The organism is Maribacter ulvicola, from assembly GCF_900155985.1.
Classification (GTDB): domain Bacteria; phylum Bacteroidota; class Bacteroidia; order Flavobacteriales; family Flavobacteriaceae; genus Maribacter; species Maribacter ulvicola.
Map to the genome: position 1 here is coordinate 248,685 of NZ_FTMA01000005.1, position 25,074 is coordinate 273,758.

24 protein-coding genes are annotated in these 25,074 nt (G+C 35.5%); 14 read left to right on the plus strand and 10 right to left on the minus strand.

Translation table 11 applies throughout. The features are described 5' to 3' along the window. Positions 1-7: 7 nt before the first annotated feature. A complete protein-coding gene (locus BW936_RS14345) occupies positions 8-661 on the minus strand; it encodes a TetR family transcriptional regulator C-terminal domain-containing protein (RefSeq protein WP_076549289.1) in 654 nt (217 codons plus the stop codon). 369 nt (positions 662-1,030) lie between these two features. Here BW936_RS14345 and htpG point away from each other — a divergent pair, with 369 nt between their 5' ends. The 4 genes from htpG (at position 1,031) to BW936_RS14365 (ending at position 5,917) form a co-directional block, all read left to right on the plus strand. Continuing rightward, entirely contained in the window at positions 1,031-2,920 is a 1,890-nt protein-coding gene (htpG, locus tag BW936_RS14350) for a molecular chaperone HtpG (RefSeq protein WP_076549291.1), read from the plus strand. A 170-nt stretch (positions 2,921-3,090) separates the two neighbouring features. Beyond that, complete coding sequence (locus tag BW936_RS14355) at positions 3,091-3,726, plus strand: MOSC domain-containing protein (RefSeq protein ID WP_076549293.1); 636 nt, start codon at positions 3,091-3,093, stop codon at positions 3,724-3,726. A 15-nt stretch (positions 3,727-3,741) separates the two neighbouring features. Then, on the plus strand, positions 3,742-5,535 hold the full coding sequence (locus tag BW936_RS14360; protein WP_076549296.1) for a DUF885 domain-containing protein: 1,794 nt from the start codon (positions 3,742-3,744) through the stop codon (positions 5,533-5,535). Between the two features lie 22 nt (positions 5,536-5,557). Continuing rightward, complete coding sequence (locus BW936_RS14365; RefSeq protein WP_076549298.1) at positions 5,558-5,917, plus strand: DoxX family protein; 360 nt, start codon at positions 5,558-5,560, stop codon at positions 5,915-5,917. Between the two features lie 51 nt (positions 5,918-5,968). Here the strand turns inward: BW936_RS14365 and BW936_RS14370 are convergent, their stop codons facing one another. After that, positions 5,969-6,553 (minus strand): T9SS type A sorting domain-containing protein, encoded by a 585-nt coding sequence (locus BW936_RS14370; protein WP_076549300.1) that lies wholly within the window; start codon positions 6,551-6,553, stop codon positions 5,969-5,971. A 213-nt stretch (positions 6,554-6,766) separates the two neighbouring features. On the opposite strand from BW936_RS14370, the gene BW936_RS14375 reads away from it, so the two are divergent. After that, on the plus strand, positions 6,767-7,642 hold the full coding sequence (locus tag BW936_RS14375) for an AraC family transcriptional regulator (RefSeq protein ID WP_076549301.1): 876 nt from the start codon (positions 6,767-6,769) through the stop codon (positions 7,640-7,642). Between the two features lie 161 nt (positions 7,643-7,803). Then, positions 7,804-8,082 (plus strand): TIGR03643 family protein, encoded by a 279-nt coding sequence (locus tag BW936_RS14380; RefSeq protein WP_076549303.1) that lies wholly within the window; start codon positions 7,804-7,806, stop codon positions 8,080-8,082. A 12-nt stretch (positions 8,083-8,094) separates the two neighbouring features. Here BW936_RS14380 and BW936_RS14385 read toward each other — a convergent pair whose 3' ends face one another. Further along, positions 8,095-8,868 (minus strand): S1/P1 nuclease, encoded by a 774-nt coding sequence (locus BW936_RS14385; RefSeq protein ID WP_076549390.1) that lies wholly within the window; start codon positions 8,866-8,868, stop codon positions 8,095-8,097. Between the two features lie 88 nt (positions 8,869-8,956). Between BW936_RS14385 and BW936_RS14390 the strand changes: the two genes are divergently transcribed. The 8 genes from BW936_RS14390 to BW936_RS14425 all read left to right on the plus strand — a co-directional run bounded on the left by BW936_RS14390 (position 8,957) and on the right by BW936_RS14425 (position 17,974). After that, the gene (locus tag BW936_RS14390) at positions 8,957-11,218 is read left to right on the plus strand and encodes a transglycosylase domain-containing protein (RefSeq protein WP_076549392.1); all 2,262 of its coding nucleotides are present in this window, start codon (positions 8,957-8,959) and stop codon (positions 11,216-11,218) included. 86 nt (positions 11,219-11,304) lie between these two features. Further along, positions 11,305-12,156, plus strand: a complete 852-nt coding sequence (locus BW936_RS14395) for an SPFH domain-containing protein (RefSeq protein WP_076549305.1) — start codon at positions 11,305-11,307, stop codon at positions 12,154-12,156. Between the two features lies 1 nt (position 12,157). Next, on the plus strand, positions 12,158-12,664 hold the full coding sequence (locus BW936_RS14400) for a hypothetical protein (RefSeq protein ID WP_076549308.1): 507 nt from the start codon (positions 12,158-12,160) through the stop codon (positions 12,662-12,664). Continuing rightward, positions 12,657-12,821, plus strand: a complete 165-nt coding sequence (locus BW936_RS14405; RefSeq protein ID WP_076549311.1) for a type II toxin-antitoxin system antitoxin — start codon at positions 12,657-12,659, stop codon at positions 12,819-12,821. Before BW936_RS14400 ends, BW936_RS14405 begins: the two co-directional genes overlap by 8 nt. 57 nt (positions 12,822-12,878) lie before the next feature. Continuing rightward, on the plus strand, positions 12,879-15,086 hold the full coding sequence (locus BW936_RS14410) for a DUF5916 domain-containing protein (RefSeq protein ID WP_244156237.1): 2,208 nt from the start codon (positions 12,879-12,881) through the stop codon (positions 15,084-15,086). Between the two features lies 1 nt (position 15,087). Further along, a complete protein-coding gene (locus BW936_RS14415; protein ID WP_076549314.1) occupies positions 15,088-15,891 on the plus strand; it encodes a Cof-type HAD-IIB family hydrolase in 804 nt (267 codons plus the stop codon). 34 nt (positions 15,892-15,925) lie between these two features. Then, positions 15,926-17,200, plus strand: coding sequence for a DUF819 family protein (locus tag BW936_RS14420; protein WP_076549316.1), 1,275 nt, complete (start codon positions 15,926-15,928; stop codon positions 17,198-17,200). An 81-nt stretch (positions 17,201-17,281) separates the two neighbouring features. Continuing rightward, positions 17,282-17,974, plus strand: a complete 693-nt coding sequence (locus BW936_RS14425) for a DUF4369 domain-containing protein (RefSeq protein WP_076549319.1) — start codon at positions 17,282-17,284, stop codon at positions 17,972-17,974. Between the two features lie 80 nt (positions 17,975-18,054). Here BW936_RS14425 and BW936_RS14430 read toward each other — a convergent pair whose 3' ends face one another. The 7 genes from BW936_RS14430 to BW936_RS19665 all read right to left on the minus strand — a co-directional run. Further along, on the minus strand, positions 18,055-18,324 hold the full coding sequence (locus BW936_RS14430) for a hypothetical protein (RefSeq protein WP_076549322.1): 270 nt from the start codon (positions 18,322-18,324) through the stop codon (positions 18,055-18,057). A 57-nt stretch (positions 18,325-18,381) separates the two neighbouring features. Further along, the gene (locus BW936_RS14435; protein ID WP_076549396.1) at positions 18,382-19,344 is read right to left on the minus strand and encodes a type I phosphomannose isomerase catalytic subunit; all 963 of its coding nucleotides are present in this window, start codon (positions 19,342-19,344) and stop codon (positions 18,382-18,384) included. Between the two features lie 82 nt (positions 19,345-19,426). Then, positions 19,427-19,834 (minus strand): 6-pyruvoyl trahydropterin synthase family protein, encoded by a 408-nt coding sequence (locus BW936_RS14440; RefSeq protein ID WP_076549324.1) that lies wholly within the window; start codon positions 19,832-19,834, stop codon positions 19,427-19,429. After that, complete coding sequence (gene idi, locus BW936_RS14445) at positions 19,834-20,364, minus strand: isopentenyl-diphosphate Delta-isomerase (protein ID WP_076549327.1); 531 nt, start codon at positions 20,362-20,364, stop codon at positions 19,834-19,836. Before idi ends, BW936_RS14440 begins: the two co-directional genes overlap by 1 nt. Before the next feature lie 60 nt (positions 20,365-20,424). Next, entirely contained in the window at positions 20,425-21,318 is an 894-nt protein-coding gene (locus tag BW936_RS14450) for a PorP/SprF family type IX secretion system membrane protein (protein ID WP_076549399.1), read from the minus strand. A 65-nt stretch (positions 21,319-21,383) separates the two neighbouring features. Then, positions 21,384-23,354: a T9SS type B sorting domain-containing protein gene (locus tag BW936_RS14455; protein ID WP_076549330.1), complete on the minus strand. Its 1,971-nt coding sequence runs from the start codon at positions 23,352-23,354 to the stop codon at positions 21,384-21,386. A 79-nt stretch (positions 23,355-23,433) separates the two neighbouring features. Next, the coding region (locus BW936_RS19665; protein ID WP_076549333.1) for a beta strand repeat-containing protein at positions 23,434-25,074 on the minus strand (1,641 nt) is incomplete at its 5' end.

Below are 25,074 nucleotides of genomic sequence, written 5' to 3' on the forward strand. Positions count from 1 at the left end.
TGTTAGCTTAAGCAAAGGTTTCTTTATAAAGGAATTTCCCGAAATCTAGAATATTCTCTAAAGGTGTATTGTCAAATACATCAAAAATGGTGTTGACAGATTTTTCTATGGCAGCATCTGTTTTTTCAAATGAAGCGGAGTCATCAGATTTCCAAAAATTTAATAAGAACATCGTCTGTAACCATGCACCTTCTGAAAATAATTGCGGATTGTGTTTGGTAATTTTTAAATTCTTACCCGCGTTACCATCAGCAATTAAGCCTTTGGCAAATTCCTTTATACTTTTTCTTACACCTTTTAATTGTTCTAGATTCTTAACGGGACTAGCGGCACTATCCATAACAAACAAGACATAGCTTCTATTCAGAGTAAGCACCTCGAAAAAAGTATAAAAGAAAGTGAGCATTTTATCCCTATTGGTAAAATCTTTATACTCGGCATTTTTATGAATCACAGTAATTGTATTTTCAAAGAAGGTATTCCAAATACCCTTTTTAAGCGCATCAATTGAACCGTAGTACAAATAAAAATTAGATTCTTCTATGGCGTTTACTTTACAAAACTTATAGACTGTCTTTGGCAATTGCTCGTGCTCAAGCACGTAGTCCATAAACATTGTAATGATTGAATCTCTTGTTATCTTTTTAGCTTTAGCAGACATATCTAATTATTTGAATATAAGGTACAATGCAGATTTCACAGTTAGAAGTTTTATGAAACATTAGCTTATATTTAATAAAAACGTGCTATCAGGTGATAGCACGTTCCTAAACAACCTAACCAATAAATAATCAACATATGGTTATGATTAAAATTCTTTTTCATAGCACTTTTTCATAACCACATCACAAATATACATTATGTTTAACTTTTTTAAGTATAAATTAAACAAAAATATTTGTTAAACTTTCACATGCAACAAACTGTCAGTTTGTCACAATAACCTATTGTGGTATTTTTTTTGACCAATAGCAACGAACAATCATTATTAACAATGGCCGCACTGACTGTGGTATAAAAAATATAAGAAATGGCAACAGGTAAAATTAATGTGTCCGTAGACAACATTTTTCCACTGATCAAGAAGTTCTTGTACAGTGATCATGAAATTTTTCTAAGAGAATTAATTTCAAACGCAACAGATGCAACCTTAAAAATGAAGCACTTGACCACTATTGGCGAGGCAAAGGTTGAATATGGCAACCCTATTATTGAGGTTAAAGCAGACAAGGAAGGAAAGAAACTACATATCATTGACCAAGGTCTTGGTATGACAGAGGAAGAAGTTAAGAAATATATTAATGAAGTAGCTTTTTCTGGTGCTGAGGAGTTTTTAAACAAGTATGAAGATACAGCTAAAGATTCAGGAATTATTGGTCATTTTGGACTTGGGTTCTATTCTGCCTTTATGGTTGCCCATAAAGTAGAGATTATTACCAAGAGTTTTAAAGACGAACCGGCAGTACATTGGTCTTGTGACGGTTCTCCAGAATTTATAATGGAGCCAGCTGAAAAAGAAACTCGTGGTACAGAAATCATACTTCATATTGCAGATGATTCTACCGAATTTTTAGAAGATGGTAAAATCAACAGCCTACTAAGTAAGTATAACAAGTTTATGCCTATTCCGATCAAGTTTGGAATGAAGACAGAAACCTTACCAAAACCTGAAGGGGCAAAAGAAGAAGACCCTGCGCCAACACAAGAGGTTGACAATATTATTAACAACCCTAACCCGGCGTGGACAAAGCAACCAGCAGAATTAAAGCCAGAAGACTATAAGAGTTTTTACAGAGAGCTTTACCCAATGCAGTTTGAGGAGCCTTTGTTTCATATTCATTTAAATGTAGATTATCCTTTTAACCTTACCGGTATTCTATATTTCCCAAAACTTTCTAATGATTTAAATCAGCAGAAAGATAGAATTCAACTGTACCAAAATCAGGTATTTGTAACCGACAATGTAGAAGGTATTGTACCAGAATTCTTGACCATGTTACGAGGGGTTATTGATTCTCCAGATATTCCGTTAAACGTTTCTCGTTCCTATTTGCAAGCAGATGGTGCCGTAAAGAAAATCTCTTCTTACATCACCAGAAAGGTTGCCGATAAAATGAACTCGTTGTTCAAAAATGACCGTGCCGAGTTTGAAGCAAAGTGGAACGATATTAAAATCGTTATTGAATATGGAATGCTTTCTGAAGATAAATTCTTTGATAAGGCAGATAAGTTTGCACTTTACCCAACAGTAGATGGTTCTTACTTTACGTTTGAAGAGTTACAAGAGAAAATAAAAGACACGCAAACAGATAAAGACGGAAAAACAGTTATCCTTTACGCATCTGACAAAGAAGCGCAACACAGTTACATTGAAACTGCGAAGGCTAAAGGTTACGAAGTATTGTTGTTAGATTCGCCAATTATCGGTCACTTAATGCAAAAGCTAGAAGGTTCTAAAGAGAATATTTCTTTTGCTCGTGTAGATGCTGATCATATTGACAAATTGATTCAGAAAGAAGAAACTCAAATCTCTAAATTATCTGACGATGAAAAAGAGACTCTTAAGAAAGAATTGGAAGAAGCAATTACAGATAAGAGCTTTACGGTTCAATTAGAAGCTATGGATAGTGATTCTTCTCCGTTCACAATTACGGAGCCTGAGTTTATGCGTCGAATGAAAGAAATGCAACAGACCGGCGGTGGCGGTGGTATGTTTGGTATGGGTGCCATGCCAGAGATGTACAACCTAATCGTTAATACGAATCACCCATTGGTTAGCGAGTTTTTAAATACAAAGACAGCGAAGAAAAAAGAGCGATTAATCAATCAGTCACTAGACTTGGCGAAGTTATCTAAAGGCTTACTTAAAGGTAAAGCTTTAACAGATTTCATTAAGCGTAGCTATGAAATGGTGAAGTAATTTCCATTTCCTTTAATTTTTAGAAAAGCCACTACAAAAAATGTAGTGGCTTTTTAATTGAAAAACAACCTATTTATCATACCAGCTATTTCCATTCATAAATGCTAGAATACTAGTAAAGAAATTTGATGTTTTAGCAAATTCTGAAACGCTTTTTCTATCTTCACCATATGAAGGTGATTTCTACGAACTTAGGGAGCCCAGTTACTATTGAATGGAATGGTGCCACAGAGCAAACGGGCATATACAAATATCCTATTTCTAAAGGTTTATTTTTAGCCAAAAATGATGTTAAAGATGATACCGTAATAGACCGTGTACATCATGGAGGTATACATAAAGCCTGTTATATTTTTTCTGCAGATTACTATGAGTATTGGAAACAGCTGTACCCAAAATTAGCATGGGACTGGGGCATGTTTGGTGAAAACTTAACCGTTGAAGATCTTGATGAATCTAAAATTCGTATTGGTGATATTTACAAAATTGGCGATGCCCTGGTACAAGTTTCCCAGCCACGAGAGCCTTGTTATAAACTTGGAATTCGCTTTGGCACACAAAAAATACTAAAAGAATTTATTACCCATAATCACCCTGGCACGTATTTAAAAATACTAGAAGAAGGTCATGTATCGGCTGGTGACGACTTTAAACTAGTGGAACAATCTAAAAACACACTTACTTCTCAACAATTCTATGAATTGATATTTGCGAAAGAAAAATCTCAAGATTTGCTTGCACTGTTTATGACCAACCAAGCCGTTCCACAATACAAAAAGGACAAATTCAAGAAATACCTTTCTTAATTTTAATACACATTAATGAAGAATATAATTATAGCATTTGTCCTAACCATTGGGCTTTATACCCAAGCGCAACTAAGAACCAACGGGGAAGTTTCTTCTAACCCTACCATACATAATATTGGTTTTATGACCCTATTGGCTCATTATTATGATGACGGATTAAAATTGAATCCGTTAAACGCTACTTTTCAAGGTAACAATAGCTATAATGACACGTTACCAAATTTTCTTTCTGAAAGCTATAAGGAAAAACTGGTGAATTACTACCAAACCTATTTAGAAAACGCAAAGAAATTTGACAATGCCCAACTTTCTGAGAGCGAGTTAATGTCCAAATCAATTTTAAAATGGGAATGTGAAGTAAATTTAGAAGGATTGGCTTTTGAGCAATATACTCCCATTGATCAAATGTGGTCCATGAATTTAATGATGGGGCAATTAGCTGGTGGTACAAGTGCACAACCTTTTAAAACTACAGATGATTACGTAAATTGGAGCAAGCGTTTAGAAGACTATGAATTATGGCTGCATTCTGCCAAATCTAAGATGCAAGCAGGCATAACCGCTAAAAACGTATTACCTAAGTCTTTGATCATAAAAGTTTTACCGCAACTTGCTAGCGTGGCAAATACTGAATTTGAAGATAACTTATTCTATACTCCTGTTAAAAACTTTCCAGCTGATTTTTCAGATTCCGATAAAGAAAGGTTAACCGAAATTTACAGGACTGTTATCACCAAAAAAATAATTCCGGCCTACAAAGAATTGCATGATTTTATGGCTACGGAATATTTAAATGCCGGTAGAGAAACTAGTGGTATACAAGGAATACCAGGTGGCGATGCCTATTACGCACATCAAATCAAACTATACACAACAACTAATATGACAGCTTCAGAGATTCATGAAATTGGATTAAAAGAAGTAGCTAGAATTAGTGCTGAAATGAAAGCTGTAAAAAAGCAAGTTGGTTTTAAAGGAAACCTAAAAGCGTTCTTCAAAGAAGTACGTAATAAAAAAGAATTGATGCCTTTTAAAGATCCCCAAGAGGTTATTGACAATTTTAACGCCATTCATAAGAAAATGATGCCAAAGGTAAATGCTTTGTTCAGCAAACAGCCTAAAACCCCGTTCGAGGTAAGACGTACCGAGGCTTTTAGAGAAGCTTCTGCCAGCGCGGAATACAACCCTGGTTCTTTAGATGGTACCAGACCAGGTATTTTTTATGTACCTATTCCTGAGATTACTTCATACAACAGCTATTCTGATGAAGATTTATTCTTGCATGAAGCTATACCGGGCCACCACTTTCAAATTTCACTGACACAAGAAAATGAAAATTTACCTGAATTTAGAAAGACACTTTGGTATAGTGCCTATGGTGAAGGCTGGGCCTTGTATACAGAATCTTTAGGTAAAGAACTAGGGCTATACACAGATCCATATCAGTATTTTGGTATGCTTGGAGCTGAAATGCACCGTGCCATTCGTTTGGTCATAGACACTGGTCTACATTCTAAAGGGTGGTCTAGAGAAAAGGCTATTCAATATTCTTTAGATAACGAGGCAGAATCTGAAGCTAGCATTACTTCTGAAATAGAACGCTATATGGCGAATCCTGGTCAGGCTTTATCCTATAAAATAGGTCAGTTAAAAATCATGGAACTACGAGCTAAAGCCGAAACTAAACTAGGGAACGATTTTGATATCAAGGTATTTCACGAAAAAGTGCTAGAAGTAGGCTGTGTACCGCTGGCGTTACTTGAAGAAAAAATATTGAATTGGATTACGGCAAACACCAAAGCCTAATTCTTAAACTTTAAAATTCCGTATGACTTATCCGTGGCATTTATATGTAATGGGCGCAATCTATATTATTGCGGGTATTATGCATTTTATAAAACCTAAGGTATATCTTAGAATTATGCCTAGATACCTTCCTTTTCACAAACCTTTGGTGTTTCTAAGTGGTGTGGCCGAAATTTTATTAGGTATCGGTCTGTTTTTTAAAGAGACGAAAAACCTATCCATTTATGGCATTATAGCAATGCTTGCCGTATTCTTATTAGTGCATTTTTATATGTTATCAAGTGACAAGGCAAGTGCCGGTTTTCCTAAATGGTTACTTTTATTAAGATTGCCATTACAAATTGCTTTAATGTATTGGGCATTTAGGTACCTAAAATTATAGCAAAAAAAAAGGGGACGCTCCCGTCCCCATCTTAAATCAACTTAAATCAACTTAATTAACAACAAACTCTTCAGTATACGTTTTACCAGCCGACTTCACTGTAACCGTATAGGTACCCGGGAAAGCATCTGTGAAATTGAATGCTTTCTCAACAATCAACTCATCTGCTACTTCTTGTGTAAATACTGTTCTACTGTCTATATCGTAAATTTTAATAGATAATTCTGATCTATCTAAATTTAAATAGTTCATGAAAATCATGTTATTGGTCTTTCTAAAGAAAGGCTTAATTTCCTCATCAGATTCTACAACTTTTACATCATCGTTATCTAAAACGATTGTATATGAATATTCTTTCATATGATCATCGGCAGATAAGAAATATACTCCATCTGTCAAATCTTTAAGATTCAATTTCTTGCTAAACTGACCTTCCGTCATTTTTTCAGAATAAATAACGTTTAAATCAGAATCCATTAACTTAACCTGAACACCATTGGTAGATGCATTCATAGTTAAAACCACACTCTTGGATTTACCTGTAGATAATAGGTTTAATTTTGGCTCTCTTGCTATACCTATGACAGTAGCAAACATAAAAGCAACAATTGATGTGAATTTTACTAGGTTTTTCATAATAAATTATTTTAAAGGTTAATGATAATTTACACTGCAAACATACGGTCGTTATAAAATCCTCACTACATCATATTTTCCCCATTTATATGCTATTTTAACCACTTAACATAATGTTAAGTACCCTTTGGTTAATATTACACATGTTTTGGTTAATTTTGCAAAGAACACAAAACATAGAAGGTTTAATTATATCGTATAGCCCCTAGTATCATGGTAAAGCAAAAACCTACATTTGAAGCTATTAAGCCAGATTTCGGTAAATCATTCACTTATCAGAAATTTGATGAGCATAGACTGAATAAAAATAACCTTTGGCACTACCACCCAGAGCTTGAGTTGGTATATGTAAACGGTGGGTCTGGTAAAAGACAAATTGGTAGCCACGTATCTTACTACACCAACGGCGACCTTATATTAATAGGTAGTAATCTTCCCCATTGTGGATTTACAGACGCACTTACAGGTAACACAAGTGAAACGGTTGTACAAATGAAGTTAGATTTTCTAGGAGCAGATTTCTTTAAGCTACCTGAAATGAAGAAAATAGAAAGCCTGTTCAATAGTGCCAGTGGCGGAATTGCCTTTTCCGGGAAAACGAAACTAAAAATAGGAGATAAAATGGAGGTCTTAGAATATCAAACAGATTTTCAAAGATTACTTTCTATCCTAAATATTTTAAATGAGCTCAGCAATTCTAATGACATGCGAATGTTAAATGCGGAAGGATTTTCATTTACCACGGATGTAAAGGACAATGACCGTATTAATATTGTATTCAACCATGTTAAAAATAATTTTAAAGAAGAACTGACTTTAGAGGAGATATCTTCTATGGTGAGCATGACCATACCATCTTTTTGTAGGTACTTTAAAAAAATTACAAATAAAACATATGTGCAATTCGTTAACGAATACAGATTAGTGCATGCTTCTAAGCTACTTGCAGAAAAGCCAATGAGTATTACAGAAGTTTGTTTTGAATGTGGATTTAATAATTTTTCTCACTTCAATAAATCTTTTAAAGCATTTACAGGTCAAAATCCTTCAGAGTACAGGAATGAACTAAAGAATGTTGTTGTGCAATAGTTAGTTATACCTTATATATAGTACCCATGACTTAAAGCTTCCGAATGGTGTGTAAATGCATTAACCGAATTGCTTTTTTTTATTCCCTATTTTTATTGAACTACAAAAAAATGGTAATCTGTTCTATACAATTTATGATGATGTAGTACCTTTATAATGCTATGATAAAAGAATTTACAGAAATAGAATTAGACCGTATTATTGAAATGGCCTGGGAAGACCGTACGCCATTTGAAGCCATTACCTTTCAATTTGGCATTAGCGAACAAGAAACTATAGAAGTTATGCGTCGCGAAATGAAACCAAGTAGTTTTAGAATGTGGCGTAAACGCGTACAAGGTCGTGCTACTAAACATGCCAAATTACGCTCCTATGAAATGGGCAGATTTAGGTGTTCCCGACAAAGACATATTACGGGCAATAAAATAACTAAACGGTAACCGGCTGTCTTTTTATTTAAAAGTCTCGTTTAAAACAGCAGCTAACCTAACTCCTCCTTTTTGCAATTGATCTTCTACGGTATGCCACCAATCATAACTATACCGATAGCTCAATTTTTCACCTGTCTCAACAGAGGCATAAACCTGCTCTGCCAATAAATGAGATTCTTCTACCCAATCAAGCAAGCTTCCGCTCTGTAAAAATTTTATTTGTTGCTTTGACATTTCAGGGTATTCTGTTGCAAGCTCTGTAAAGCTCATTCCGTTTTCATCGATCATATTAGAATCCCATACCCTATGCAAGTTGGTTCCTTTACCAAACCATTGTAATTGTACATCATTACCGCCTTTGTCCTCTGCCCTGCCTACGTGCATGGGTTGGTGTAGATCACCAATTAAATGAACCAAGAATTTTAAATAAAAGGCTTTATCTTCTTTACTACTATTCTCGTCCTTTATCACTTCAATACAAGTATTAACCCCTTGAACTAAATCTCCATATTCGTTCTTCTCTATTTCTGCATAGATTTTACCAAAAGGAATATTTACGTAATGCCACGCACTGAATTTACGATAAGCTCTGTCAGATTTTATTTCATCGGCAAAATTTGCAACTGCAGCCAAACTCTCCCCTTCTAATAAATCTTCAATGGCGCGTTTTGCCTTTTTGGTTAAATGCTGTTCTGCTACTTCACCAACAACCCTATGTCCAGTTTTAGACCAATATATATCATTGGCAAAGGTGAAATTAGAAACCAAAAAAAGTAAAATAAAATAATTCTTCATCACTATAATTTTACCCAAAAATAGTACAACCAATTTTAAGACATTGTTAAAACTTGGTAAGATTAAATTTATAGCTGAACTTGCGGTCATGAAGAAGAAGAGGAGAAAATCATCTAAACGAAAATTGAATATTCGTAAAACCATAGGCTTAGGTATACTTAGCCTTTTTGCCCTATTTATCTTATTCATTGCTAGTATTAATATTGGCTTGTGGGGAAAAATACCTTCTAAAAAAGAACTTTCTAATTTTCAATATCACATGGCATCAGAGGTTTTTACTGCAGATAGCGTATTGATCGGTAAGTATTATTTATACGACAGACAACCTGTTGCCTTCCAAGATTTTCCTGAGCATTTGATAAAGGCATTAGTTGCCATTGAAGATGAGCGTTTTTATGAGCACTCTGGTATTGACATCAGAAGTCTACTTAGGGTAGGTTTTAAAACCGTGCTTTTAGGCGATAATTCTTCTGGTGGTGGTAGCACCCTTACCCAACAATTGGCTAAAAATTTGTATCCCAGAAAAGAACGAAAAAAAACGAATATTGTCGTCAACAAGGTCAAAGAAATGATCATTGCCAAAAGGCTGGAGAACATATTTACGAAAGATGAAATTCTAACTAATTACCTAAACACGGTTTCATTTGGTGACAATACCTTTGGTATAGAGAGTGCCGCGCTTAAATTTTTTAATACTAGAACCAAAGATATCAGTGCCGCGCAAGCTGCTACTTTAGTGGGCATGTTGAAAGCTACTTATGGTTACAACCCAAGGATATTTCCGGAAAAAAGCCTTGGCAGACGAAATTTAGTGTTGCGTGCCATGTACAATAACGACTTTATTTCCGAAGTACAGGTTACCAAATTTTCACAAGAAGGTCTTGACCTTGATTATAGGGAGTTTGATTATAATGCGGGAATTGCACCTTATTTTAGAGAAGAGGTCCGCAAAGAAATGCTCAACTGGATTTCTGAACAAAACGAAGCCAATACTGATTACAATATCTACACCTCTGGATTGAAAATTTACACCACCCTGAACTATAAAATGCAAAAATTGGCTGAAGAGGCTATGATTGACCATATGACCAAATTGCAGCTTAGTTTTGAAAAAAGTTACGGTACCAGTGCGCCCTGGTTAAAGGATAAAAATTTGATGGAGAAAATAGCGACGCGAACTCCTACGTATAAAAGATTACAAAAATTAGGATTATCGCATAAGCAAATTATTGATAGTTTATCTAAAGACAAACAGATAAGGAATTTCAAATCTTGGCAAAAAGACGAAGAGCTTACCGCCAGTACCATGGACAGCATTCAACATTACACCAAATTCTTGAATACTGGTTCTCTGGCCGTAGATCCTACTAACGGAGATATTCTCGTCTGGATCGGTGGTATTAATTTTGAACAGTACAAGTATGACCATATTTCTCAAAGTAAACGTCAAGTGGGCTCTACCTTTAAACCTATTGTATATACTACTGCAGTTGAGAAAGGCATATCGCCCTGCATATACTTCTCTGCCGAAGAAATAGAATATGACAATCTTAAAGGTTGGTCGCCTTCTAATTCTGGAAAAAAAGATGAAGCGTACCTCAACTACTCAATGGAAGAAGGTCTTAGTAATTCTATAAATACCATTGCTGTAAAAGTCCTGGAGCAAGCCGGCATTGACAATGTACTTACCATGGCCAAAAACATGGGTATGGAAGACAAATTACCCAAAGAAGCTTCTATTGCGTTAGGAACAGGAGAAATTAAAATTATCAATTTAGCTCAAGCTTATACCAGTTACGCCAATACCGGAAAACATATAAAGCCAAATTTGATAAAAAGTATCTCTAATCATAAAGATTCCCTTTTGGTTAAATTTAAATCGGAATTGAACGAAAAAGCCGCTTTTTCGAAAGAAACCAGCCAAATTATGATTGAAATGATGAAATCTACGGTTAATTCTGGTACGGCCGCTAGATTAAGAAATACATATGGACTCAAAAATGATATTGCAGGTAAAACTGGTACTACCCAAAATAATAAAGATGCTTGGTTTGTTGCCCTAACCCCTAAACTGGTTCATATTTCTTGGGTAGGTCTGGATCAACATGAGATAGGTTTCAGTAACACCAGTATTGGACAAGGCGCAAATGCTGCTCTCCCCCTTTTTGGTCTATGGATGCAAGAATTGAACAAAGACCAGGATTTTGATGAATACACCAAACCTAACTTCCCAAAACCATCAGCTGCAGTACAAGAAGCATTGAACTGTGATCCCGTAAAACGTGACGGATTCTTTAAGCGGCTCTTTAAAAATCCTAATAAAAAGAAGAGCAAGAAGTTTGATGGGTAATTAATATTTCAGTCAAATATAACTTCAATTGTAATTGGTGTTATTTAATTTGATATATTTATAATATCATTTTAATATCATTAATTATGAAAGTAGAAAAAATTCACAAAGCACAGAACGGTTATGTAATGCTTTTTATAGTCTTACTCCTCTTCATTGCAGGCGTTGCTCTTCTAAGAATCTACATTGGCGCATTTATGATTTTTGCCGCATTGTTTATGTGTGCAGGGTTTGTATTAGTTAATCCGAATAGTTCAAGAGTTTTGCTCTTATTTGGTAAATACATGGGTACAATAAAAGAGAACGGACTTTTTTGGACGAATCCCTTTTATACCAAAAAAAGAATTTCATTACGAGCTAGTAATTTTGATAGCGAACGATTAAAGGTTAACGACAAACTTGGCAACCCAATAATGATAAGCACCATATTGGTTTGGCGTGTAACCAATACCTACAAGGCTGCTTTTGATGTTGATGATTATCAAAATTTTGTACGAGTACAGACCGATGCCGCCGTGCGTAAACTGGCAAGTATGTACCCATATGATAATTTTGCAGATGAAGGATTAGATGAAGATATCACCTTAAGATCTAGTGTTAATGAAGTAAGCGAGGCACTTGAACAAGAATTGCAAGAACGCCTATCAATGGCTGGTATTGAAGTATTAGAAGCCCGTATTGGGTATTTAGCCTATGCCCAAGAAATAGCTAATGCCATGCTTAAAAGACAACAGGCAACTGCCATTGTTGCGGCAAGACATAAAATTGTAGAAGGTGCCGTGAGTATGGTAGAAATGGCTTTAGAAGAGTTGAGTAAAAAGAATTTGGTAGCTTTGGACGATGAAAGAAAATCTGCCATGGTAAGCAATTTAATGGTTGTTCTGTGCTCAGATAAAGATGTATCACCTATAGTAAACGCAGGCACTTTAAATCACTAATATGCGAATCTTCAACGAAACTCAGCGTTTTACACAATGGTGGCTTCTACTATTAAACGTAGCTTTACTATTTTTAATAGCATATAGTTGTTATACCTGGTTTATATTGGGTGATGCCGTAGGTAATATAGCGTCAAATGACCTAATTGGTCAAACAACCTTTTTACTAATATTCATACTTATAATTCCATTAATATATGTGTTTAATCTAAAAACTACTATTGACGAAATTGGTATACATTATCAATTTATACCTATACATTTTTCCAAAAAAATAATAAGGTGGCATGAAATTGAAAAATGCTTTGTTCGTACTTACAGTCCTATTAGAGCATATGGCGGATGGGGTTACCGCGGTATATCAGGTAAAAATAAAGCTCTAAATGTAAAAGGTAACAAAGGCATTCAACTGATATTAAAAAACGGTAAAAAATTACTTATTGGCACTCAAAAAGAAAGAGAGGCAAAAATAGTAATTGAACGATATTTCAAAATTACAAATGAGTAAGAAAAAACCTTTTGCACTACGTGTCAATGAAGAAATGCTGCAGGCTATTGAAAAATGGGCTGCTGATGAATTTCGTAGTACGAACGGACAAATAGAATGGATTCTAATGAAGGCCTTAAAAGAAGCGAAAAGAGAACCTAAATCACGTAAACCTTAATGAGTTAGACATTTTTTTTAACGAAACAAAACCTTAAATTTGGTCAACTACCAAGCTATGACCAAAATAACCAAACACTTAAGTGCATTTGTACTTATCCTTTTTTGCCATTCTACACATGGGCAAATTTCAGAAAAATCATTCATTGTAAACGAAACTAACGCAAAAATCACTCCAGACGGAATTCTTAATGAACCAGTTTGGACAACTGCGGATCAGGCTGATGAATTTTGGCAATACTTCCCACTAGATACCGTACAGTCCAAAAAACAGACAGAAATTAAAATGTTATATGATGAATCTAACTTATATGTTGGAATTACCGTATACACTGCTGGTTCAGATTATTCCATTCAATCTTTAAAACGAGACTTCAGGGCAGGAAACAGTGATAATATCACCTTACTTTTTGATACGTTCAATGATGGAAACAATGCTTTCTTGTTTGGCATTAATCCATATGGTGTACGTCGTGAAGGATTGGTTTCTGGTGGCGGATTAAACCTCAACGGATTTACCATTTCATGGGATGTAAAATGGCGTGGAGATTCTAAAATTTATGATGGCTATTATACGGCTGAAATGACCATACCATTAACCGCTTTTAAATTTAAAGAAGGTGAAACCAAATGGCGATTTAATAGTTACCGCTTTGACACCCAATCTAACGAGAATAGTACGTGGACTAATATTCCCCAAAACCAGAATATATATGGTCTCACCTTTATGGGCGATATGGTTTTTGAGAAACCGTTAGGCAAATACCGTACTCCGCTTACTATTATCCCATATGTAAATTTTGGTTCACGAAAAGACTTTGAACTTAATGAATCTGAAACTAAAATTAATGTAGGTGGCGATGCCAAAATAGCTATTGGTAATAGCATGAATTTAGATGTTACCATAAATCCAGATTTTTCTCAAGTAGAAGTTGACGACCAAGTAACCAACCTAACCCGTTTTGAAGTTTCACTTCCCGAAAAGAGACAGTTTTTTATAGATAACAGCGACTTATTTGGCAGTTTCGGTGGCGGTAGAGATGCTAATCCGTTTTTTTCTAGACGTATAGGTATTGCAAAAGACACTGCTGACAATGCCATAGAGAATAAAATTATTGGTGGTGTTCGTTTAAGCGGAAAGTTAAACCAAGGATTAAGATTAGGGTTTCTAAATTTACAGACCGCTAAAGATTTAGAGAAGCAAATTCCTTCTAATAACAATACCATGTTAGCCCTGCAGCAAAATGTTTTTGGGCGATCAAACATAGGTATGTTCTTTATAAATAGACAATCATTTGAGGATTATGAATTTCAAGCCCCTGAAGACCGCTATAATAGAGTTGCAGGTATAGATTATAATTTAATTTCAGATAATAACATCTGGAACGGCAAATTTTATCTACATAAATCTTATGCCCATAATGCCGGTAAAGCAAACCTTTCTTCAGGGGCGTTCATGCAGTATAACTCTAGAAACTGGAACTTTTTTGAAGATGTAGTCTACATAGGCGAAGATTTTAGATCTGATCTTGGATTTATCCGTAGAACGGATATTTTTAAGACGGCTACCATGATAGAGCGCGTTTTTTGGCCGGAAGATAGTGCTTTGCAAAGTCATAGCTTTCAGTTTTTTCCAGTCTTGACATGGAGCCCAGACAATGATTTTCTTCACACAGATTATGATTTAATGAGCGCATGGGAGTCGAAATTTAATGATCAATCAGAAATCAATGTATCATACACACATTCGTACACTTATCTTTTTGACGAGTTTGACCCAACTGATATAGCCGATGCCATACCCTTACCCAATGAGGTAGGTTATCACTATAATTATGTTTCGTTGGAATATCAATCTGACAGCAGAAAGAGGTTCGCCTACAGTATTGAACCCACTGTAGGAAGTTTTTTTAATGGTGACAGATTTTCCTTCAGTGCAGAAATGTATTTGAGATTTCAACCAAAAATATTTATATCCTTAGCTATGAATTACGACAAAATAGCACTACCAGAACCTTATTCCAGTACAGATATTTGGCTGATTAGTCCAAAAATAGATGTTACCTTTAGCAAATCTATATTTTGGTCAACACTTGTACAATACAGTAATCAGCGAGATAATTTAGGTTTTAACTCCAGATTACAATGGCGTTTTGCTCCATTATCAGATTTATTTATCGTTTATAACGACAATTACTTTGTCAATTCTTTTGAACCAAAATATCGTTCTATAAATCTAAAACTTACCTACTGGTTAAATATTTAAAATGAAGTATAAAATTTTATGTTCAGATTTAGACGGTACATTACTTTCTTCTAAAAGTGATGTTTCTAAATTTGCTATTGAACAGATGAACAAAATAAAAGACAATACCAAAATCATTCTAGTCTCCGCAAGAATGCCCAGTGGTATGTACTATATTCAAGAGAGTTTAGGCATTACCGATCAACCAATTATTTGCTACAATGGCGCTCTGGTATTGGCAGGTAATACGGAAATTACATCCGTATTTATCCCTATTAATATCTTAATAGAAATTCATAAGCTCTGTGAAGGATTAGAGGCTGATATGGGCTTATATTATAAAAATGAATGGTACGTACCAAAAACCTCTTTACGTGTAGAAAAAGAGATCAAATACACGAAATCTGTTCCGGTATTTCAAGATACCCAAAACACATTGAATGATTGGAACCAACGAAGTATTGGAGCTCACAAAATTATGCTCATGTGCATAAAGAACAGTGCAGATATAGTAATGCCGGTTCTGCAAGAGAAGTTAGGCCATGCACTTAACTTGTATCGATCTAATGATACACTTATTGAGATTGCCCCCAAAACGGTATCAAAACTTTCTGCAATAAAATTACTTTTAGAAGCGCATGAATTATTGACAGATATCATTGCCTTTGGTGACAATTATAATGATCTAGAAATGCTGGAAAATGTGGGCTGCGGTATTGCAGTTGCCAATGCAAGAGAAGAAGTAAAAGCAATTTCAAATGGTATTACATTAGAAAATACAGCAGATGGTGTAGCACATTACATTGCCAAAAAATTGGTTAATTAACTATATTTGAAACTATCAACTTACCTATATATTTATGTTATACCTTTTGGCTCAACCTATAATTACAAATGATACCGTTGTCTTTGGACTTTTGGCTCTTTGCCTAGGTTTTATCTTTTACACCTCTAGTTTAAAAACCGGATTTTGGAGTAAATTCTACTCCGTTGTTCCCGCTGTACTAATGTGCTATTTATTACCAGCTATATTGACCAGTACAGGAATCATTTCTGATGAAATTTCAAATTTATATTTCATGGCAAGCAGATATTTACTACCTGCAGCACTTGTTCTTATGACCCTGAGCATTGACATGAAAGCAATTTCTAATTTAGGCTCTAAAGCCCTCATCATGTTTTTAACAGGTAGCGCAGGTATTATTATTGGCGGACCTATTGCTATTCTTATGGTCTCTATTTTCTCTCCAGATACTGTTGGTGGCAATGACTTTGATGCCATATGGAGGGGATTATCAACTATCGCAGGTAGTTGGATCGGCGGTGGTGCCAACCAAGCTGCTATGTTAGAAATTTTTCAATACAATCCTGAAAAATACGGTGGTATGGTTTTGATCGATATCGTGGTGGCCAATGTTTGGATGGCCATTGTACTTCTTGGGGTTGGCAAAACTAAAAAAATTGACGCATGGTTAAAAGCGGATACTTCTGCCATTGAAACCTTAAAAGTAAAGGTAACGGAGTTTACTGAAAAAATTACACGTGTGCCTACCTTGAACGATTACATGGTTATGCTAGCCTTGGCCTTTACCGCTGTTGGCATAGCTCATTTCTTTGGTGATCACATTAGCACTTTTTTAGAAAGTAATGTTGATGCCGTAAGCGATAAAAAAAGTTTCCTTTCCTTTTTAGGATCTGCATTCTTTTGGATGGTAGTTATTGCCACAACTTTAGGGATCGCATTATCTTTCACCAAAGCAAAAAATTATGAAGGTGCAGGTGCCAGTAAAATTGGTGGTATGTTCATTTATATTTTGGTAGCCACCATTGGTATGAAAATGGACTTGAATAAAGTACTTGAAAATCCCGGATTGATTGCTGTTGGCTTTATTTGGATTGCCATTCATGCAGGGTTAATGATATTGGTAGCCAAACTCATAAGAGCTCCTTATTTCTTTTTAGCCGTAGGTAGTCAAGCGAATGTTGGTGGTGCCGCATCTGCTCCTGTAGTAGCTGCAGAATTTCACCCGTCTTTAACTTCTGTTGGCGTGCTATTAGCAGTCTTAGGTTATGTTGTAGGTACTGGCGGAGCTTTACTTTGTGCTTATTTAATGGAAGTTGCATCAAGTTTATAAAAATCATAATTACTAACAAAATAAAAGGTCGGCGTTCTTTATTATCAAATTTTATAGATATTTGCGCCCTAAATAATAAGAATGAAAAAAATACTATTCGTTATTACCGCACTATTGGCATTGAGCTCATGTGGCGATAACCCAGAAGAAACAATGATTGTTAACGGTAGAATAAAAGGACTTAAAAAAGGTACCCTTTATTTACAACATATACCTGACTCGGTTCTAATTACTGTTGATTCTATTGCTATAAACGGAGATGGAAATTTTTCTTTTAAAACCAAATTAATGAGTCCAGAAATTTTCTATTTATATCTAGATAAAAAAGATAACAATGATGCTAACGACCGTATTACTTTCTTTGCTGAACCAGGTACTATTACTATAAATACAGATTGGAATACATTTGACACAACTGCAAAAATAACCGGCTCTGAAACACAAAAAAAATTAGAAGAATATAAGAAAACCATGACCGGTATTAATAAAAGGAATGTTGAAATAATGATGAAGGCCGTGCAGCCAGAAAATCAACTTAGTCCAATAAATATAGACTCATTGGAGAATATCAGTAATAGAAATTTACAACGTGGTTATGCTTTTTCCATCAATTTTGCCCTTAACAATAAATCATCATTTATTGCACCGTATGTTGCATTAAAGGAAATACCTGATGCAAATGTTAAATACCTAGATTCTATCTATCAAGTGCTGTCACCAAAGGTTGCTGAATCTAAATATGGTAAAGAGCTAGCCGCTCTTTTAAAGAAATAGTCAGTACAATTCAATTTATACCAACTAAAAAAGCATCCTAAAATATTAGGATGCTTTTTTAATTTTAAAGTAGTCTTGAATTAAGCTAGCTTATTCAAGTCTTCAACTAATTTAGTTGCCTTAGTTTCCAAATCTTTTCTAACTTCTTTGAAATGTGCTTTCTTGTTCTCAACATCATTTTTGTTGATTTTAGCAACCAACTCGTCAAAAGTTACAATTGCTTCATCTATAATGGCAGAACCTTCTTTTGAATGAGTTGTACCATTAGTAGCCTCAACTATATAAACACCTTCTATAATGTCACCAAGAACATTATTAATATCTTTCTTTAAATTTTTAATACTTGCCATCTCTAATTATTTTTTGCAAAAATACAATATTTGAACTCCTATATAGTTAATTAGTACTTAAATAGTAACCTCTAACAGTTTAGCACCAATAGATTGTAAAGAAATCTTCTGAGTTGAAGCTGGTAACAACGCTGTTTCTCCACTTTTAATTGAAACTTCACCTTCGGCAGTATTAATTTTAGCTTCACCACCAACGCACATGAAAATGGTAAATGAATCGCGTTGTGCAGTATCTACATCTAAATTTTCCGTAAGTTCAATGAAATTGGTTTTAAAATAAGGACAATCTACCATGGTATTTACTTTATTCTTATCATGACCATAAGCAACTTTGAAATCATCTTTCTTTTCATAATCTACAGCATCTAAAGCTAAATCTGTATGTAGTTCACGAAGGTTACCGTCTTTGTCTTTTCTATTGAAATCGAAAACACGATACGTTACATCAGAAGTTTGTTGTATTTCTGCCAACATTACTCCTGCTCCTATTGCATGAATTTTACCTGTATTTATAAAAAACGTATCTCCTTCTTTAACTTCTTCATAATTTAAAAGATCAAGTAAGGTGTCATTAGCGACACTTTCAGCATATTCTTCTTTGGTAACATCTTTATTAAAACCAACGATCAACTCTGCCTTAGGGTCAGCATCCATAATATACCACATTTCTGTTTTCCCAAAAGAATTGTGACGCTCTTTTGCTAAAGCATCATTAGGGTGTAGTTGAATAGATAAATCTTGTTTGGCATCGATAAACTTTATAAGAATAGGAAATTCTTTTCCAAAACGTTCTACAACACTTTTACCCAAAAGTTCTTCTGCATTAGAATCAATAAGATCTTGTAGGGACCTACCTTCTAAACTACCATTTGCTACAATAGAAATATCACCTTTAACGGTTGATAGCTCCCAGCTCTCACCAGTAATATCACTTTCTATAGGTTTACCAAAAACCTCTTTAAGCTTAGTACCGCCCCAAAGTCTTTCTTTTAAAATTGGTTTAAATTTCAAAGGGTGTATCATTGTATTTATTGTTTATTGGCGTCTATTAATCAACTACATAACGCACAATTAAGGTTTTTCTTACAAATTTAATCTAGTATCATCCAGAAAATGTTACAAAATTTCTTGGGGTTTCGTACAGTATTACTTCTAAATTGTGTGATTCTAGTATATGTGGTCTTAACTTTTTCCAGATTATTACTGCAATATTTTCTGCAGTTGGGTTTAATTTTTTAAATTCTTCAACTTCAACATTTAAATTCTTATGATCTAAATAGTCTTCAATCTCAACTTTTATCAAGTGTTTCAACACCTTCATGTCCATAACAAAACCAGTCTCAACATCTATCTCTCCGGTAACGCTTACAATTAACTCATAATTATGTCCATGAAAATTAGGGTTGTTACATTTACCAAAAATTTCAGTGTTTTTAGTTTCGTCCCAATCTTTTCTATACAACCGGTGAGCAGCATTAAAATGCGCCTTTCTACTTACTTTTACTTTCATTATTTCGTTGGCATTTTAAATAAATGTTCATAAAATTTATCAAAAATGATTTTAAACCAAGCTGTGTATTCTTTAGGGTTTTGAGAAATATCCTCTTTTACAGCTTCTGGAGACATCCATTTCCAAGCCTCTACCTCATCTGGGTTTATAGTTGGTTCTGAATTAAAGCTACCTAACATTACATGATCATATTCATGTTCGGTCAGTCCATTATCGAACGGGGCTTTATAAATGAAGGAAAACAATTCTTTTAGCTCCGCCTGAAATCCCATTTCTTCTTGGAGTCTACGTTTACCTGCTTCAATATTTGACTCCCCTACTCGTTGATGACTACAACATGTATTCGTCCATAATAATGGAGAGTGATATTTAGATGCCGCACGTTGTTGCAACATTATATCACCACTGTCATTCGTTATAAAAACAGAAAATGCTCTATGTAAAACTGCCTTTTCATGGGCTTCCATTTTAGCCATAGTACCAATTTGTTCATTGCTTTCGTTTACGAGAATTACCTGTTCTTCCTTCATAAGGTAAAAATAAGGCGTTTTCCGTATTTTACGTAATGAAGAATCTATAAAAAGAAAAATCTAGAAGAAACGTGGCGATTTTAAATTGTTTTTGGATGTTATAAAATCATACCTGAATATAACTTCAAATGATCCATCATTAAAAGCGGTATTACCAAGGTCTGTAGTTTCTTTATCATACGCTATACCAATCAAGAATTTATTAGAAACATTAAACCCTGCCATTCCGCTAAATGCAGCATCCCACCTGTAAGCGGCCCCTAAAATAAATTTATCATTAAACATAAAATTTACCGATACATCTACTTGTAATGGTGCTCCTTCTACAACTTTAGTCAGTAATGCTGGTTTAAATTTCACAGAATCATTTAAATCCCAGACATAGCCTGTTATTAAATAAAGATTCATTTGTTCTTTAGCAGTTGATAAATTCGTTTCTTGAAAATGTGTTGTTTCCAAAAACCTTGGTACGGATAACCCTACATAAAATTTATTGGTACGGTAATACACTCCTGCCCCTATGTTAGGTGATAATCTATTGTCAATATCTTGCTGTAATGTGGGGTCAGTAGTATATTGGTTAAGTTCTGAAAACCTAATATCTAAAAGATTGGCACTAGCCTTTAATCCAAAACTTAAACGCCCTTCTTTAGAAGTCCAAACGGTATAGGAGAAGTCAACATCAAAATTAGTTTCTGCAGTAGGTCCTATTTTGTCATTTACTATTGATAATCCCAAACCAACACCTCTATAACCAATTGGAGAATGAGCATTGAAAGTTTGCGTAGTTGGTGCACCATCTAAGCCTACCCATTGAGAACGATGTAAAGCTCCAATACTAATATGTCCTCTAGAACCTGCATAAGCAGGGTTTACACTAATGGTATTATACATGTACTGTGTATACTGTGCGTCTTGTTGTCCATAAGAAAATACCCCGAGACAAAGTGCCATGGTAGCGACAACTTGTTTTAGAATTTTCCAATTAACAGTAGTACTATAAGTGTTCAACATACCTATTATCTATTTATGTATATGTAACCCGAAAGTGTTTTGGGTTCTCCGTTCGGCAATTCATAATCTAAAATATAGAAGTAAGTACCTACAGGCAATTTACTATCTACATCAACGGTTACCCTACCTTCAGATGTACCATCAAAGACATTACCTTCTGTATTATATGCTTTCGTCATATATACCGCTACACCCCACCGGTTATAAATTTTCAATGTATTGTTAGGGTAATTTTGTAAACCGTCTATTCTAAGAATATCATGGACTCCATCACCATTAGGTGTAATAACGTTGAAAACTTCGATTTCTTCTTCTAGCTGACCTAAATCTGAATCTAAGTAATTAGGTGTACCATCATCGTCAGAATCATCATCAACATAATTTCCATTAAGGTTGATATCTTCATCACGAGTTTCTATACCATCATCATCATCATCGGTATCTCTGTAATCAGACTCTTCATCACTATCTGTATTTGGCAGTTGTGCGTAAGGATCATCAATTTCATCGTTGACATCTGTATCAACTGAGATTGCACCTTCATAGCCATCATCTAAACCGTCATTATCTTTATCAGAACCAATACTAACCGTATCTGCTATACCATCATGGTTGTGGTCATGGGCTTCAATGGCATCAACTACATTATCGTCATCACTATCCTCATCTAAATAATCCGGTAGGTTATCTCCGTCAGTATCAACCGGAAAAATTCCAGTCAAACCATTTGCTTCATAAGCATCATCTAAACCGTTGGTATTGGCGTCGATCCCTGAAGGCATTATATAGTCTGCCGTCGTCTGAGCCTCAACATTATCTGGTATACCATCACCATCAGCATCTATATCCAAATAATCTGGGAAGCCGTCACCATCAGTATCTATTGGATCGGTAGATGGATCATTATCACCATCTAAATTCAAATCTTCAAAACTATCAACGATACCATCATCATCACTATCCAAATCAACACCTAAAGGATTAATAAGAATTGTTATGGTCGATGTACTACAGTTACCAACAGTATCACACACCGTATATTCAAAAGCATCTGTACCCAAATAATTATTATTAGGGAAGTAGGTAGGAATATCATCGGATGGGTCATTGGGTGTTCCGTTATCATCTACAGTTACAGAACCGCTAGTAGGTTGTGTTACGCTAAATGTTCCAACGGATGGTAAATCATTATCATTTACTTGCCATGTATCTATTGCGGTAATTGCATTAATATCTATAGCGACCGAATCATCATTAGTATCTAAAACTGGTAATACCTCTATGGTTACCGTAGCAGTACTACAATCACCGTAAGCATTACAAATTGTGTAATCAAAACTATCGGTACCGTTAAAATCTTCATCTGGAGAATAAGTGACAATATCGTCTAATGGATTATTAGGTGTACCAACATCATCGATAGTAACCGAGCCATTTACCGGATCAGTTGTTGTTAAAGTACCAACATCTGGTAAATCGGCATCATTGCCATAAATATCAACAATCACCGAAACTTCTTCATCTGTAGTTACCAAATCATCTTCTAAATCTGCAGCTTCAGGCAGACAAACTACTGTAAAATTAGGTAGACTAAATGTGTTACCTGCTTTTGTAACCATTGCAGTATATTTTACCACTGCATCTGTTGCTATGACCATTGGTCTTAGTTGATCTCCCGTTAATGGCGGACTCCAACTTACCGAGGCTGTACTGGGCACGTTAGAGGTAATATCCATTATTACTTCATTATTTGGATTATTACAATCGGTTACAATAAAATACCCTGTTGCATTAGAGCCGCATAAAGTACCATCATAAGTAGCAAAGTAAATACCTGGTTGGGTGACCTCATAAAAGGATTCAGTACCAAGTTCCGTTGTCGGATCTGAAGCTTCATACCAGCGAAAGTTATTTTGATCGCTATCTGTTGGCGCCTGTAATAAAAACTGCGCATTGGACACAAAAATCCCTAGCATTGCAAATACAATGCTAAGGAATATGGTTTTATATGTATAGTTATTTTTCAAATCGATTTGGAATCAGATGAAGTCTTAATTATTTAGCTACAAATACTACGTTTATCAACGTGTTATAATCTGTTGGTGACGCAATGACATCATACTGCATAATACCACTTGCATTAACTGTAACATTGGCAAATACTGTAGGATCATAATACGTAACATAGTAGTATAGTTCAGTATTCGCATACGTTGGTATCGCTGCTGGCGCACCTGCACTACGTACTTCAGGAGTACCGTATTGTGCTAAATACTCCGCATGTAAATTAATTGTTCTATTATTCCCTGTACTTGATACATCTACTGCTATTGAAGGTGGATAGAAAATATCTGGCCTTGTGTTCGCTATTACATATGGATTAGCCGATGTACCAGTACCACTTACACTTATATCTGAATTTGGCGCAGCTTCTACAATTGTTTCGGCACCATTTGGGCTAGGAATAGTGACACTATTACCTTCCGATATACTTAATTGATCTCCTGAAATACTCAAGGTCTGGTCATCGGTATCCGTGTCGATTCCACTAATGTCAATCGTGTTTCCACCATCGATCGTTAAATCGGTTCCTGTTAAACTTAAAGTTTGATCATCTGTGTTTTCATATCCACTTAAATTAACCGAGTTTCCATTTGCAATCTCCAATGTATTCCCTGTTAAACTTAAAGTCTGGTCATCTGTGTTTTCATATCCACTTAAATTAACTGAGTTCCCTTCAGAAATCGCTAATATATTTCCTGTCAAGCTTAAAGTTTGATCATCGGTATCGACAGTAGCATCTGGTACATCGATAGTAAAGTTCGGATATGTTCCGCCTATGGTTACATTACCGTTTCCACCATCCGTTAGGGCCACCGTTTGGTCAGGGGCCGTATTGGTCACCGCAAAGTCGTCTCCGCTTTGGCTAACCGAAATCCCAGTCCCCGCACTTACGGTCTGGTTCTCATTATTTGGATCGTTATCCGCATCACGGATATCTATCAAAGCTGCAGCACCGTCCGTAATGGTTAATTCCACGCTCTGATTCGCTACTCCATTAGTACCTAAACCTAAATCCTGTTCATCGGTATCGACAGTAGCATTAGGTACATCGATAGTAAAGTTCGGATATGTTCCGCCTATGGTTACATTACCGTTTCCGCCATCCGTTAGGGCCACCGTTTGGTCAGGGGCCGTATTGGTCACCGCAAAATCGTCTCCACTTTGGCTAACCGAAATTCCAGTACCCGCACTTACGGTCTGATTCTCATTATTTGGATCACTATCCGCATCGTCCACATTATCCACATTGGAAACATAAAGTCCGTTCGCATCTATACTCAACGCATTACCTGCCGTATTGCTAACATCCGCACTGAACACCGTACCTGCTAAATTGAGACCACTTCCCGCCGTATATTCCGTATTTGTATCTACCGTGGCATCTGGTACATCGATAGTAAAGTTCGGATATGTTCCGCCTATGGTTACATTACCGTTTCCGCCATCCGTTAGGGCCACCGTTTGGTCAGGAGCCGTATTGGTCACCGCAAAGTCGTCTCCGCTTTGGCTAACCGAAATCCCCGTTCCCGCACTTACGGTCTGGTTCTCATTATTTGGATCGTTATCCGCATCACGGATATCTATTGTTGTACTCGCACCGTCGGTAATATCTATTCGTACACTTTCATTTGC